15 protein-coding genes are annotated in these 13855 nt (G+C 49.5%); 11 read left to right on the top strand and 4 right to left on the bottom strand.

Annotated features, from left to right (window positions below):
• Window positions 1-82 precede the first annotated feature (82 nt).
• Window positions 83-457, bottom strand: a complete 375-nt coding sequence (locus SBI19_RS13870) for a winged helix-turn-helix transcriptional regulator (protein WP_317969100.1) — start codon at window positions 455-457, stop codon at window positions 83-85.
• Window positions 458-647: 190 nt separating this feature from the next.
• Between SBI19_RS13870 and SBI19_RS13865 the strand changes: the two genes are divergently transcribed.
• Window positions 648-1046, top strand: a complete 399-nt coding sequence (locus tag SBI19_RS13865; RefSeq protein WP_317969098.1) for a DoxX family protein — start codon at window positions 648-650, stop codon at window positions 1044-1046.
• A gap of 69 nt (window positions 1047-1115) precedes the next feature.
• Window positions 1116-1532, top strand: coding sequence for a VOC family protein (locus SBI19_RS13860; RefSeq protein WP_317969096.1), 417 nt, complete (start codon window positions 1116-1118; stop codon window positions 1530-1532).
• A gap of 221 nt (window positions 1533-1753) precedes the next feature.
• On the opposite strand, the gene SBI19_RS13855 is transcribed toward SBI19_RS13860, so the two are convergent.
• Window positions 1754-2665: a LysR family transcriptional regulator gene (locus SBI19_RS13855; protein WP_317969094.1), complete on the bottom strand. Its 912-nt coding sequence runs from the start codon at window positions 2663-2665 to the stop codon at window positions 1754-1756.
• Window positions 2666-2808: 143 nt separating this feature from the next.
• Between SBI19_RS13855 and SBI19_RS13850 the strand changes: the two genes are divergently transcribed.
• The 6 genes from SBI19_RS13850 (at window position 2809) to SBI19_RS13825 (ending at window position 9291) form a co-directional block, all read left to right on the top strand.
• On the top strand, window positions 2809-3273 hold the full coding sequence (locus SBI19_RS13850; protein WP_317969092.1) for a DinB family protein: 465 nt from the start codon (window positions 2809-2811) through the stop codon (window positions 3271-3273).
• 104 nt (window positions 3274-3377) lie between these two features.
• Window positions 3378-4097 (top strand): alpha/beta fold hydrolase, encoded by a 720-nt coding sequence (locus tag SBI19_RS13845; RefSeq protein WP_317969206.1) that lies wholly within the window; start codon window positions 3378-3380, stop codon window positions 4095-4097.
• A 239-nt stretch (window positions 4098-4336) separates the two neighbouring features.
• Window positions 4337-5017: an ABC transporter ATP-binding protein gene (locus SBI19_RS13840; RefSeq protein ID WP_317969090.1), complete on the top strand. Its 681-nt coding sequence runs from the start codon at window positions 4337-4339 to the stop codon at window positions 5015-5017.
• On the top strand, window positions 5014-7497 hold the full coding sequence (locus SBI19_RS13835; RefSeq protein WP_317969088.1) for an ABC transporter permease: 2484 nt from the start codon (window positions 5014-5016) through the stop codon (window positions 7495-7497). Before SBI19_RS13840 ends, SBI19_RS13835 begins: the two co-directional genes overlap by 4 nt.
• Window positions 7498-7569: 72 nt before the next feature.
• A complete protein-coding gene (locus SBI19_RS13830) occupies window positions 7570-8247 on the top strand; it encodes a response regulator transcription factor (protein ID WP_317969086.1) in 678 nt (225 codons plus the stop codon).
• 3 nt (window positions 8248-8250) lie between these two features.
• Window positions 8251-9291: a sensor histidine kinase gene (locus tag SBI19_RS13825; protein ID WP_317969084.1), complete on the top strand. Its 1041-nt coding sequence runs from the start codon at window positions 8251-8253 to the stop codon at window positions 9289-9291.
• A 204-nt stretch (window positions 9292-9495) separates the two neighbouring features.
• Here the strand turns inward: SBI19_RS13825 and SBI19_RS13820 are convergent, their stop codons facing one another.
• Window positions 9496-10380 (bottom strand): SDR family oxidoreductase, encoded by an 885-nt coding sequence (locus SBI19_RS13820; protein WP_317969204.1) that lies wholly within the window; start codon window positions 10378-10380, stop codon window positions 9496-9498.
• Between the two features lie 186 nt (window positions 10381-10566).
• Between SBI19_RS13820 and SBI19_RS13815 the strand changes: the two genes are divergently transcribed.
• From SBI19_RS13815 to SBI19_RS13805, 3 genes are all read left to right on the top strand, one after another.
• A complete protein-coding gene (locus tag SBI19_RS13815; protein ID WP_317969082.1) occupies window positions 10567-11208 on the top strand; it encodes a TetR/AcrR family transcriptional regulator in 642 nt (213 codons plus the stop codon).
• A 76-nt stretch (window positions 11209-11284) separates the two neighbouring features.
• Window positions 11285-12232, top strand: coding sequence for a helix-turn-helix transcriptional regulator (locus tag SBI19_RS13810; protein ID WP_317969080.1), 948 nt, complete (start codon window positions 11285-11287; stop codon window positions 12230-12232).
• A gap of 121 nt (window positions 12233-12353) precedes the next feature.
• Entirely contained in the window at window positions 12354-12758 is a 405-nt protein-coding gene (locus tag SBI19_RS13805) for a VOC family protein (RefSeq protein WP_317969078.1), read from the top strand.
• Window positions 12759-12924: 166 nt separating this feature from the next.
• On the opposite strand, the gene SBI19_RS13800 is transcribed toward SBI19_RS13805, so the two are convergent.
• Entirely contained in the window at window positions 12925-13776 is an 852-nt protein-coding gene (locus SBI19_RS13800) for an aldo/keto reductase (protein WP_317969076.1), read from the bottom strand.
• Between the last annotated feature and the right edge of the window lie 79 nt (window positions 13777-13855).

Here is a 13855-nt window from a genome sequence, read left to right as displayed (position 1 = left end):
GTTTGTGCCATTATCGTGAAATAAGAAAAACGGCCGCTCTAACCAAGCGGCCGTACTCTCAATGTTAATCCTTAGCACGATATTATTCGGTTTGCTGTTTAATTCCATGGGCGTCATTAGTGCCGTTCATAAATTCGATATGGTGAAACCCCCAATTGCACATGTCGCTCAAAATAGAACTTAGTGTTCTTCCATGATCGGACAGCGAATACTCGACTCTTGGAGGGATCGTCTGAAACACTTGCCGAACGATGAGCTCGTCTTTCTCCATTTCACGGAGCTGATTGGTAAGCATGCCTTGTGTAACTTCAGGGAGCTTGCGTCTCAATTCACCGAACCGTTTGGTTCCCTCTTTCATCAAAATAAATAGTATCAACGGCTTCCATTTTCCACCGATAGCTTGCAATGTGGTCACTACTCCCTGTGTCCGATAAGATTGATTTCTATCCGCGTCCATGAGTTCAACTCCTCATTACACAAATTTCGAATATCTTATCCCGATTTTACCAAAACACACCGTATTTCATAAGTACTATTATTTTATGTACTTAGTACGAAAAAAGAGAGTACTTTTCAAAAGTTACATTTGATTCAATAATTGGGGTTGTGGTCATATTAACTTGTAAATTAGTGGGAGTGTTCGACTAATGAAATGGATAAAACGCATTCTGCAGGGTTTAGTGGCGCTAGATTTTCTGTTTGCCGGAGCATCGAAGATCTTCTCGAGTGCCGATCAAATCAGGGAATTATTCACCGACAAGCTGGGAACTCCGGTTGCTTTGCTCTACATCGTCGGCGTATTCGAGGCGTTGGCAGGGCTGGTTCTAATAGCCGGTTACCGTAGTCGAAAGGCGGCAGTAGCATCGATCACCGTTATGATCGTCATCTTGATAGGTGCGATCGTGACGAACCTTGCCGCAGGCCTTGCGGGGGATGCCATGGTCCCATTCGCGATCTTGATCGTTGTGGCCTTCCTCTTGTACCTGAAGCGTGATGCGCTCAAGAGCATTAGGATGACCGGCCCGAATCGTTCGGCTTCCAAGTAATTTAGCGAAGGGATTTACCGCTTGGAGAAAGACTCTAAGCGGATTTTATAAAATAGGATGGTGCCGCAAATGGCTTACAAATCAACGCACACGTTCATAAACCTGCCAGTGAAAGACTTGAACCGCACGAAGGAGTTTTTTGGCAGTATTGGTTTCGAGTTCAACCCCCAGTTTTCCGATGAAAACTCGGCATGCCTAATAATCAATGACAACACGTGCGTTCAGCTTCTGACGGAGTCGTACTTCCAGACATTCGTCAAAAAGCCGATAGCAAATGCCGAAAGCGCCGCTGCTGGAATTATCGCGCTCTCCGCCAATAGCAGAGAGCAAGCGGACGAGCTGGCGGACATGGCATTGACTGCGGGAGGCAAACAGTCCAAAGAACCAGCCGATCATGGCTTTATGTATGTGAGAAGCTTCGAGGATTTGGACGGGCATCTGTGGGAAATCGCCTATATGGACATGGGGGCTTTTTCGCAGGAGTAAACATCTCTGTTAAGCAAAGAAAGGAGCTGCTCCGAACAGCTCCTTTTTGCATTCTTAGCCAATAGACCCGTTAAGCTTGAACCTTATCACAAGTAACGGCGAAAAGGAGCAACACTGAATTTCTAGGAGACTTGCAGAGCGATCGTGCTCATTCAGTAAGGGAGATAGGTGTGAATCGGATGAAGGGTCCAGGTGTGTTTTTCCGTAAGGCGGTTAAGTCGTCACCCCGGAGCCCGACTGGCACGCTCCGTTACGCCTTGGATAAAGGACTGCAATTCGGCTATGAATACCTTTGCTGCTTGCCCCATAAATTTGTCTTTTCGATACATGATGCAGATATCTTGTTGAGGCGTAGGATGGAGCAGCTTAACCGCCGAGATATGATCGTGGTTAAGATAATCAAGCAGCATTCGCGGCAGAATGGAGGCCCCTATCCCTTTTTCTACTAAGGACAGAAGAGTCGATAAAGTAGAGGTTGCAATCGGGTTATGAATGGAAATCCCTGCTTCTTGGCAACAGACCTGGAAGACCTTCGTAATTTGATGCTCCGAACCGAACAGAATTATTTTTAACTGCTCCAATCGCTCGAAGGGGATCGTCTTTGACTTTGCAAGAGGGTGATCGGAATGAATCGCTAATGCAAACTCCTCGTGGAACAAAGGGATGACAGCAATTCGGTCGTCCGGATTCGAAGGCACTGTCGTAACGCCAAGATCTATTGTGCCGTCGACAACCTGTTCATACACATTTACTGTCTCCGTTACCTGGATGGAAAGCTTGGGGTATGCAAGATGGAAATTAACCAACAGCGCATCAAAGAGAAGGTCCCCGTCTCCGGGCAGGATCCCGATGTCCAGCCTTCCGCTCTCCATTCGCTTCAGATCCGTTATTGCCCCTTTCGCGTTGTCGATGTGTTCGAATATCTTCCGGCAGTGCTCCAGCAAGATTTGACCTGCCTCCGTTAGAGCGATCCGCTTGCCGATACGATCGAATAGAGGCAGCCCAAGCTCGTTCTCTAGAAATTTGATCTGTTGACTCAGATTCGATTGCGTGGTGCAGAGGTTCTCTGCAGCCCTTGAGAAATGCATTTCCTTGCATATGGCAGCGAAATACTCCAATTGCCTTAACTCCATTCCGAAGCGCCCTCCCCTATCGTATGCTTTCATTACTGAAACCGATCGATCTCATCGGAATCTCGTGATTGTTGCTTTATTCGGCTAGAGGTACTCTTTAGTTGCAAAGCAAAAACATGAACCCATTCGGGAGGCGTTTAATAATGGCACAATCGATCGTAAATACGGGAAAAGTTCTGCGTCAGATTGTTATCGGGCAGCTTCAAAACGTTTCGGAGGCTCAGCTTGACATTCAACCGGAAGGCTTCAACAACACGATTCGCTGGAATGTCGGTCATATGATCTATTGGATGGACAAATACGCCACTCTATCTTTCGGGTCCATATCTGTCGTTCCTTCGCATTATGAGGTTTTGTTCAACTCGGGAACGAAGCCCTCGAATTGGACGATCGTACCGCCATCCAAGGATGAGCTCATTCAAATGTTGGTTACTCAGCTTTCCAATCTCTCTGAGCTTGCGCCCGAGCGGCTAGACAAGACGCTGCAACCGCCGTTTGTAATGGGTCCGTTTCAATTCACGACCGCTGGCGAATTGTTTAACTTCGCGCTGATGCACGAAGCCATTCATCTTGGCGTCATTTCGAGCCAGATAAAATTGCTTCGTTAGGGATTATCCGATTTCCGAAACGGGGGACAGAAAAAAAGCCATCGTTTATATCAGACGGGATAGAACTCCATTATGAAGAAGAAGGAGCCGGTCTGCCTTTGGTCATGCTTCATGGCTTGATGGGGAGCGGCGCAACGTTCAAAAATGAAGCGAATCAGTTCAAGTCGAATTATCGCGTGATCACGCTAGACATGCGCGGACATGGAAAATCGACAAAACCGCTCCAGTATAATTGGCAGGATCACGTAAAAGACGTATCTGCTTTGCTGGACTTTCTCGGTATTGAATCGTGCTATCTTCTTGGGGTATCGATGGGAAGTTATATTGCGCAAGGGGTCGCCATCGCTATTCCCCAACGAATAAAGAAACTGGCGCTGATCGCTTCGAAAAGCAACGGGGTAACCTCTTCGATGCAAGAACTTCTGGAGCGCCACGCGGAAGAAATGAAGGATCTCACGGCTGAAGAAAAGCAGGCTCATGCTTTTAATTATATGTTTTATAACCAAGCTGCGGTTGGGAAGGTCATGCACAATTGGCATATCGAACATGCAACGCTTTCGAAGCCGAAGGAGCAGATGGCCGCGAACAAGGCGCTTGAAGGCTTTGATTTTCGGAATGAGCTAAAGCACGTTGCTGCCCGAACGCTAGTCATTAGCGGTAAATACGACGGCTTAAATCCGCCGGAACGGGGACGGGAGATTGCGGCGCTCATCCCCGATTCAACCTTCGTTGAATTCGAGTATTCCGGCCACGCCCCGAGCATCGAAGAGCCAGAACGTTTCATAGAGAAAATAACGAGTTTCTTCTTGAGCGAACCCGGCTGAGTGCGTGACATGGAATTCCTGAATCCTTATTGCCAAGTTTAACACAGTTTCAGCTTGGAAATAAGAGAAATGAAACCGAACAAAGCGGTACCGAGGCGATCGGTACTGCTTTGTTTGCATGTCGTCCGTTATGTTGTCTCTCGGCGTCGAATTTCGTATTTATGATGTCACGAGAATGTAAGAAGTCATGCGTATAATTCGGACTGTATTTAAATATGACAAGCAGGAGCTGAATTCTCATGACCACCCTAGTACAAGCGGTTGATTTGATAAAAGTGTACGGACGAGAACCGAATCTGGTAAAGGCGCTTGACGGCGTGAGTATGCATATTAATGAAGGTCAATTCGTTGCGATCGTAGGCAGCTCGGGGAGCGGGAAATCGACGCTGCTGCACATGCTCGGCGGTCTGGATCGTCCTACGAGCGGACAAGTCATCGTCGGAGGGAAATCGCTATTCGAGATGAACGACGACGAGTTGACCGTGTTCCGCAGGCGGAACATCGGATTTGTGTTCCAGCAATATAATCTCGTTCCGATCTTGAACGTATATGACAATATCGTGTTGCCGATCGAGCTTGACGGTAACGCTATCGATAGGGCGTACGTGGAACATATCGTCAAGACGTTGGGACTTGCGATGAAACTGAATAACTTGCCGAGTCACCTCTCCGGCGGGCAGCAGCAACGGGTCGCCATCGCCAGAGCGCTTGCCACGAAGCCGTCGATTATTTTGGCGGACGAGCCTACCGGCAACTTGGATAGCCGGACGAGCCAGGAGGTTATCGGACTGCTTAAGGTGACGAGTCGGCAATTCAATCAGACGATCGTCATGATTACGCACAGCGAGGAGATCGCGCAGCTCGCCGATACCGTCATTCGCATTGGGGATGGCAAGATCGTCGGAGGAAAGACATCATGATGTTTCCAAATAAGAACAAAGCTGCGACGAACAAATTGATCCGGAACAGCTTAAAGGCCAATCGGGCAAGAAACCGTTATGTCATTCTCGCTATTATTCTGACCACTTGGTTGCTTAGTTCCGTATTCAGTATCGGATTGAGCTATGTCAAATCGTTTGAAATGCAGGCGCTGAAAATGGTCGGTACGAAAGCGCATGCGGAGTTGTTAAATCCGACGGCAGACCAACTTGCACGATTGAGGGAAGCTGAGGAAATTAGCGACGTTGGACTTGAAGTTCCTGTCGCGAAGTGGATTCCGCTAGCAGGCCCCGAAGATCAGAAGGCAAGCTTAAGCTGGTATGACGAGACGGAATGGGAGCGCATGAAAGCGCCTCTTCTAGGCAGCAAGACGAACGGCTATCCGGAAGGAAAGCACGATATCATCGCGCCGACTTGGCTATTGGATGAGCTCGGAATCAAGGAACCGGAAGTTGGTATGACCATTCCGCTCGCTTATGCCACATATCCTGAGGGTTCTGCGGAGCCTGTGGAACATACGTCCTCGTTTATTCTGAGCGGTTGGTATACCGATTATCCGCACCTAGCAGGCAGAGAGGGCAAGATCCTCATTGCCGAATCATTCGCGAAAGAGATCGAAGCAGGAGGCACGCAAACCGGTTCCGTCGCTTCCGTCATATTCAAGAGCAGCAAAGACATCGATCAAACCATAGAACGATTGGAAACGAAGTTGGGGCTGGGAGACCATCAGGTTCTTCAACGATTAGGTGGGAACAGCGATTCAGGGGATGCATTCTCGACAACCGCTGGGATAGCAGGCATCATCGCTTTCGTCATGTTCAGCGGTTACTTGCTGATCTATAACGTTCTATACGTGTCCGTATCCACGGATACGAAACAATACGGGCTGCTTAAGACGGTCGGCGCCACTCAGAAGCAGATCAAGAGAATCGTCAGAGGCCAGGCCAATCGGTTGGCGTGGATCGGAATCCCTATCGGACTAGTCATAGGTGCTGTTACGTCGTTCGTTGTTGTACCGCTGGCGCTTACGGTATTCGATCTGGAGACTGGCGCCGAAGTGTCGTTTCATCCGGTCATATTTGCAGGGGCCGCACTATTCGCCTGGTTGACGATGATGGCAGGAAGCAGGAAGCCGGCGAAGATCGCGAGCCGAATCTCGCCTATCGAGGCATCGAAGTATGTCAGAGGATCGAACAAAAGGGGCAAGGGCGGAGCGAAACCGTATCGGATGGCCTTCCGTAACTTGTTCCGCGACAAGAAACGGGCAGCAACCGTGTTCTTATCGCTTTTCATAGGGATGACCGCGTTCTTGACCGTGAATACGCTCGTTCTCAGCATGAATACGGATAACTTCGTTGACACTTACGTGGATAACGACTTTGAAATCGAGAACTTGACGGTCGGTTTCGGATACGAGGGTGAACCCGTACAAGTCATTACGGAAGAGATGATCGCGAAGGTTCGAGGACTGGAAGGGGTGACGGACGTTAGGGCAACCTACGTGGAGAGAGCTTATATCCCCTATTCGGCTGAGGTATTCGGCAAGTACATGGACGGATTAGCTGCAAGAAGCGGTTTCGAGCGGCCTTCCGACGAAGAATTGTCCGTCAATAGAGAGGGGTTCAGCGGCTTTGCTGTTGGCTTGGACGCTCGGTATGCAGAGGATTTGAACAAGGAATCGAAGACGCCGATCGATGTGCAACGATTCGAGAAAGGCGAGATCGCTTTAGTCAATACGATCGACATAGAGGTGGGAGACAAGCTCACGTTAGGTGTGCCCCAGGGCTCTGCGGAACGGGAATTTGAGATCGGAGGCGGCGTTCCGCCGCAGTATCAGATCCCATTCAGCAGTTTTGCCCCTAACGTCTATCTCAGCAAGCAGGGGATGGAGCAATGGCTGGGACATGAGCCAACGACTTATCGACTAGACATCCAGGCGGATCGGAAATTTCATTCACAAATCCAAGAACAGCTTGAAAGTTTGATCTCGGGCGAACGTGAGTTGAAGCTGTCTTCTAAGCTGGAATGGATGGAACGGATGGAATCGGCCAAAATGGTGCTCTTCGTTCTAGGCGGTGCAGTTTCCTTCATCCTAGCGTGCATCGGGATTTTGAATTTCGTCAGCACCATGTTCACGAGCATTATCGTTCGCAGGCAGGAATTTGCGGTAATGGAGAGCATCGGCATGACGCGCAAGCAGCTTCGCAGCTTGTTGTTGTTGGAAGGGACCGGTTATGCGGCAATCTCTCTGCTGCTCATCTCGACATTAGGCACGCTGATCAGCTATGGCGCTTTCAAGGTATTCAGCCAAGAAGCGGATTACGCGATCTATACGTTCCCAACCGTGCCGTTGTCTATCGCTTTCGTACTCATTCTGGCTTCTTGCTGGCTCGTTCCGCTGATTGCTTATAACAAATCCAAGAAACTGAGCATCGTTGAACGATTAAAGGAAACGAGTTAAATTACAGGAGAGACTTGTTATCGCATTAGTCGCACAAGCGTGCGAATAACGATGTCGAAGGAGGATGAACCCATGACGACGGTACTCATTGTGGAAGACGATCTGGTATTGAACGAAGGGCTGGCATACGCGCTCGGCAACGAGAGTTACGATATTGTGTCGGCGCATTCTTACCAAGAAGGATTGTCTGCGTTCCGGAGCCGTGAGGTTCATCTGATCTTGCTGGACGTTACGCTTCCCGATCGCAAGGGAACGGATCTATGCAAGGAGATCCGCCGCGAATCGGATGTTCCGATTATATTCCTCACGGCTAACGATACGGAACAAGACATGGTGCTCGGTTTCAAGCTGGGCGCCGACGATTACATGGCCAAACCTTTCAGTATAGCGGTGCTGCGCGAACGGGTGAAAGCCGTACTCCGAAGAGGCGGAGGCGACGATAATGGATCTACGCTCACTTATAAGGATCTGAACATTCATTTTGATAAAATGAAAGTTTTCAAACGCAGCGAAGAGATCAGGCTTACGACCAACGAATACAAGCTTCTGTCCGTGCTCGCCCAGAACCGCAATCAAGTTCTTACTCGCGAACAGATCGTGGAGAGGCTGTGGGATGTGGACGGTTGTTTCGTTGACGAGAACACGCTGAGCGTGAATATTAAAAGGCTCAGAAGCAAAATCGAAGACAATCCGAAACAGCCGACTTACATCAAAACGGTATTCGGAATCGGCTATACTTGGGGGGAGTAAGCGATGAACGGCTCCTTCACTCGCATCATCACGGGATATGTGGCATTATTCACGCTCGCTTGCGGCGCTTTTGCGACCTTTCTCTTCTATGAAAAGCCAAGCCGTGAAGTATGGCAGAGCGCCATTGCATTCGTCTTGGTCGTGGCGGCGCTTTTCGCGGGGTACCTGCTCGGAATACGGAACCGAATGGCGACGATCTTAGACAAGCTGTCGCTCATGATCCAATCGTTAATTAACGGTCAAGCGCTGAATGAATTCGCGGTGTCGGAAGACAGTGTCTTGTCCAAGCTGCAGGACCAGACGCTGAAACTTCATAACATTTTAAAGATGCAGAAACTGAAATACAAGGAAGAGGGGGAGGAAATCAAGTCCCTTATCTCGGATATCACCCATCAACTCAGAACGCCGTTATCCAATCTGAATATGTATAACGGTTTACTGCTTGATGATAAGCTGTCCCCGGAGAAGCGAATGGAATTCGCCCGGATCATGAAGGATCAGACGGAGAAATTAACTTGGCTGATGGACAGCTTGGTCAAGATGTCTCGGCTCGAGATCGGCATTATCGAGATTCGGTCAGAGCGGAGAGATATCGTCGATACGGTGCTTACCGCGATCAAGCAAGCTTTTCCGGCGGCTCGGAGCAAAGGCGTGGAGATTGCGTTTCATGGGAAACAAAGCATAGAATTGCTGCATGATGCGAAATGGGTCGGAGAGGCGATTAGCAACGTATTGGATAATGCGATTAAATATACGGCTTCCGGCGGTAAGGTAAAGGTCGTCATCGAACGTTATGAAATGTTTGCTAGAATTGACGTCAGCGATAACGGCAGGGGCATTCCCGAATCGGAGATTAACAAAGTTTTTCAACGATTCTACCGCGGAGCAGCGTCAAGAGACACGCAAGGGGTCGGCATCGGTCTGTATTTGACCAGGAAAATCGTTGCCGAACAAGGCGGTTATATGAAGGCGTCATCCGAAGAGGGGAAAGGAAGCACCTTCTCGATATTCATGCCACTTGATGCCTCCGGTCCGATGGCATAGAACAGCTCAAGAAGCGCAGAACGGTGCCACTGGATTTTATTCTTTACCGATCGTTCTCAATATGATAGTTTCCAGCAATAAAGAACAAGCTCGCTGAAGTGACAGCGAGCTTTGTTCTTTATATATCAATACAAAGTCAGAATTACTGTAAAACTCTATTTCGTCTGGTACAGCATTTCCGTGAACGCTTCTGTTTCGTGGATTTCAGCTGTTGAAGTAGTGACCTTGTTCGAGGTCTGGGATCAGAGCGGGGTGCACAGGCCGCCATCCCAAGTGTTTCTGGGTCAGCGCGCTCGACGACGGGTTGTCGGTCGACGCAGCGAAGGAGATCCACCCGAAGTGAGCGTCTGCCTCTTCGCGGGCAACGCTAATCACCGGGAGGTTCAGATGGCGACCGATAACGCCAGCGATATCCCGGAAGGGCACGCCCTCATCGGCGACCCCGTGAAAAATGGCTCCCGCGACTCCCTTCTCAAGCGCCAGTCTGAATAGACGTGCTGCGTCCAGCCGGTGCACTGCCGGCCACCGGTTCAGTCCATCCCCTACATATGCCGAAACTCCTTTTTCACGCGCGATGCCGATAAGGGTCGGAACGAAGCCCTGTTCGCCTTCACCATGCACGGACGGTGCGAGACGGACGATCGATGATCGCACTCCGCGCCTTGCTAGCGCAAGCGCGGCTTCCTCGGAGCGCCGCGGCGTAGTTTGGCTGGACGCGTCTTCTTCAGTCCCAAGGGATCCCGGCGTAAGCATCAACGTTCCCGAGGTGGCCACAAGCGCTTTCCCGGTGCCCTCAAGCGCCGCTCCCATCGTCTCGATCGCCAAGCTGTCGGCCGCGGCAGCTGCCGCAAAGTCAGCGAAGTCGTGTTTGAAGGCAAGGTGAATGACGCCGTCCGCCGACGCAGCGCCGTCTCGCAGGCTGTCAAGGTCATCGAGGCCGCCGCGGCGCACCTCGGCACCGGCTGTTATTAACGCTGCGGCAGCCTTGTCTGAGCGGGCGAGTCCGACAACCTGATGCCCGGCATCTAAAAGTTCGCGAACGACGGCAGAACCGATGAAACCCGTCGCGCCAGTTACGAATACACGCATATTTTTCATCTTTTCATTACTCCTTCTTTTTCGGGTTTAGGATGCAGGACCGATTATACAACCGTCGGTTAATAAAGTAAACTAAAATAATAAAATTAGTTAATTTAATAAAATCGGTTAACATCGTTTGTGATAGCAGCCATTTTGTTATACTATTATAGATAAGTATCAAAGGAGGCCTCAGTTGTGAGAAAACCCGTGAGCGCAGATCGCTATATTAATAAAATTAAGCCTATAATCAGAAAAACCAAATTCAGCCAGATGAAAATAGACGATATTGCAAAATATATGGATATAAGCAAAGTAACGCTTTATAAGCATTTTTCATCCAAAGACGATATCATCGAGCAAGTCGTAGAATATGAAATTGAGTATTTGCAGCAGGCGGATACCGTGGTAAACGATGATTCTCTTCCTTTTGTTGAGCGCTTTCAAAAAACATTTCTTCAATCGTTGCTATGCGTTATTTTTATATCCGATTTGTTTCTGCAAGATCTTAAGGAATTCTATCCGCGGCTTTTTGAAAAGCTTGTCATTGCCCAACAAAATCGAAATAAAAATCTGCAAGCTTTTTTTGAAACCGGAATGGATCAGAAGGTTTTCAACAGAATGAACGCTGTTCTGTCCTTGGTTCAAGATGATGCTATGCTGCGGCGGATTATGGACCCGACATTTAGCATTCAATGGTATGATCTCACCTTGAAACAAGCAATTATCGAATTTTATAAGATGAAACAATATCAAATGATTCGTCCTGAACATTTGGATACGGCTGTCGATTCCGATTTTGAAAGTCAGGTTGGGGAGATTTTACGAACGATTTCGTGAACGCGGTCTTCTCCCCGGGTATCATAAGTGACGGCCAGTTTCTGTTGTAAGGCATTATGTTTCAAAGGGGCACTCAATGAACAAAACAGATCGTTTGTTGGCCATCGTGCTGGAGCTGCAAGGCAGGAAAGTGGTACGCGCAGAAGATTTGGCGGCAAGATTCGAAACCAGCGTGAGAACCATCTATCGCGACATTCAGGCGCTCAGCGAAGCAGGCGTCCCGATTACAGGCACTACAGGCGCAGGGTATTCCTTAATGGAGGGATATTTTCTGCCTCCTATCCGTTTTACAATAGAGGAAGCCGTGACCTTGCTTATCGGAACAGACTTTATCGAGCAACGATTTGATGATGATTATCGTGATAGAGCTAAATTTGCTAGGAGGAAAATCGAGGTCATTCTATCAGACAGCGTCCGCAGCGAGGCCTCCCGTATACGCAAATCGCTGCGATTGCTCGCTCCTGGCAAACGGGCAGCCGAGTCAAACGAAAGGGAAAATCTCGATAAGATCCGTCGAGCTCTGTTAGATGGGCGAAAGATCAGATTCCATTATTCAAAAAGAATTGCGGATTCCGCGGGGAGCCGCCATAGCGATCGTACCGTCGCTCCTTATGGCCTTGTACTCGTTGAAGGGTCGTGGATGCTTGTTGCTCGGTGCGATCTGCGCCAAGACATCCGCCATTTTCGGTTGTCCCGAATGGCTGAACTTATCGAACTGGACGAACGATTCGAACTCCCGGCGCATTTTGACTTAAGGGAGTATACACCTACAGACGATCGCCACTTGAGAGTCTGCCTACGATTTGACCATGACATTGCAGATAAGGTGAAGGAATCGAACTATCCTTACATAGAGGATATGAAAGGGCATCAAGACGGATTGGATGTGGTCTTACGCGTTCGGCTGCCGGATGAAGCGCTGCAATGGGTGCTTGGCTGGGGAGCGGGCGTAATCGTGTTGGAACCGGAATCATTCCGAAATCGGATTCGTGAGGAAGCCCGAAAAATTCTGAAACGCTACTGACATAACGTTGTCAGTAGCGTTTTTTATAATGGGACATGTAAATGTTAAGGCGATAGGGAAGTAGTTTTGCAACGGCAGCGGAACACAGCCAAACCTATGAATACAGGAAGGATGATATCTAGTGAATTTCGCTTCTGTACGCATCATTACCGACGACGTGGATCGTCTCGTCGAGTTCTATGAGAAAGTCGTGGGGGTTTCGGCGGAACGACCCGCGCCCGTATTTGCCGAACTCGTTCTGCCATCATTCACCCTTGCAATCGGCCACTCCCAGACGACGCAGCTATTCGGCGCCGATTCCGCAGTGGCGGCCAATAATCGCACTGTCATTATTGAGTTCCGCGTGGACGATGTTGAGGCCGAATATGTGCGCTTAAAGACGTTTGTCGATAATTGGGTAAAGGAACCGACCACAATGCCGTGGGGGAACCGTTCCATGCTGTTCCGCGATCCTGACGGCAACCTTCTTAACTTCTTCCAGCCGGTGACTGAGGATGCGATTAAACGATTTCAAGGAAGACATTGACGGTCTGCAAAAGATGGACTTAGTACTTGCCGTTACAGACAGCGACTTTAGCTCAACCGCAAACGGAGGCAGCCGGCCACGCAAGGTGACCGGCTGCCTTCGTTCAATGGGTATGATAGTCCAAGAGGCGGTTCTGTCCGTAATGAGTTTACGGTTCGAACCAGGTTTACAGATCGACTCGCAAGGTGCCCAGCAGCTTGGCGAATTTCGGATCGTGGTAGGATAAGAAAAGACTTTCTTTCGTATCGAGGGTGGAAATTTGTTCGATGTCTTCTGAGCTCAACTCGAAATTGAAAATATCGATGTTTTCGACGATCCGCTCTTTTCTCACCGATTTTGGAATGACGACGACTTCACGCTGAACAAGCCAGCGCAATACGACCTGGGCGACGGACTTGTTGTGGTTTTCTGCGATAGAAGCCAACACTTCGTTGCCGAACATGTTGCTCCGCCCCTCAGCGAACGGCGCCCACGATTGGTGCTGCACGCTCTGCTCTTTCATAAAAGCGGCGCTCTCGATCTGCTGGTAGAATGGGTGTGTTTCGACCTGGTTGACGGCGGGCACGATTTCATTATGAACGATGAGGTCCATCAGACGGTCGGGCAGGAAGTTGCTGACACCGATTGCCTTTATCTTGCCTTCGCGGTACAGATCTTCCATCGCGCGCCAAGTGCCATAGTAATCGCCGAACGGCTGGTGAATAAGGTATAGATCGAGATAGTCGAGGCGTAGTTTCTTGAGAGACTTGGCAAACGCCAGCTTGGCACTCTCGTAACCGGCATCTTGAACCCAAATCTTGGTCGTGATGAACAGTTCCTCGCGCGGTACGCCGCTGCGGTTGATCGCGCGTCCAACCGCTTCCTCGTTCAGATAACCGGCGGCGGTGTCGATCAGGCGGTAACCGGCCATCAGCGCCTCATATACCGCATTCTCGCATTCATCAGCATCGGGAATTTGGTAGACACCGAAGCCGATGATCGGCATTGTCACGCCATTGTTCAATGTTACGGTTTGCATTGCAATTCCTCCTATTGTTCAAATGTAATCCAGCAACCGGCGTGTATCTCGGGAATCGGGCATCGCAACGGGGATTCCC

The sequence above is a fragment of the Paenibacillus sp. CCS19 genome (genome assembly GCF_033239625.1).
In the GTDB taxonomy this organism is placed as follows: domain Bacteria; phylum Bacillota; class Bacilli; order Paenibacillales; family Paenibacillaceae; genus Paenibacillus_T.
The sequence above is the reverse complement of the archived record's forward strand: the minus strand, read 5'-3'. Positions and strand labels throughout refer to the sequence as shown.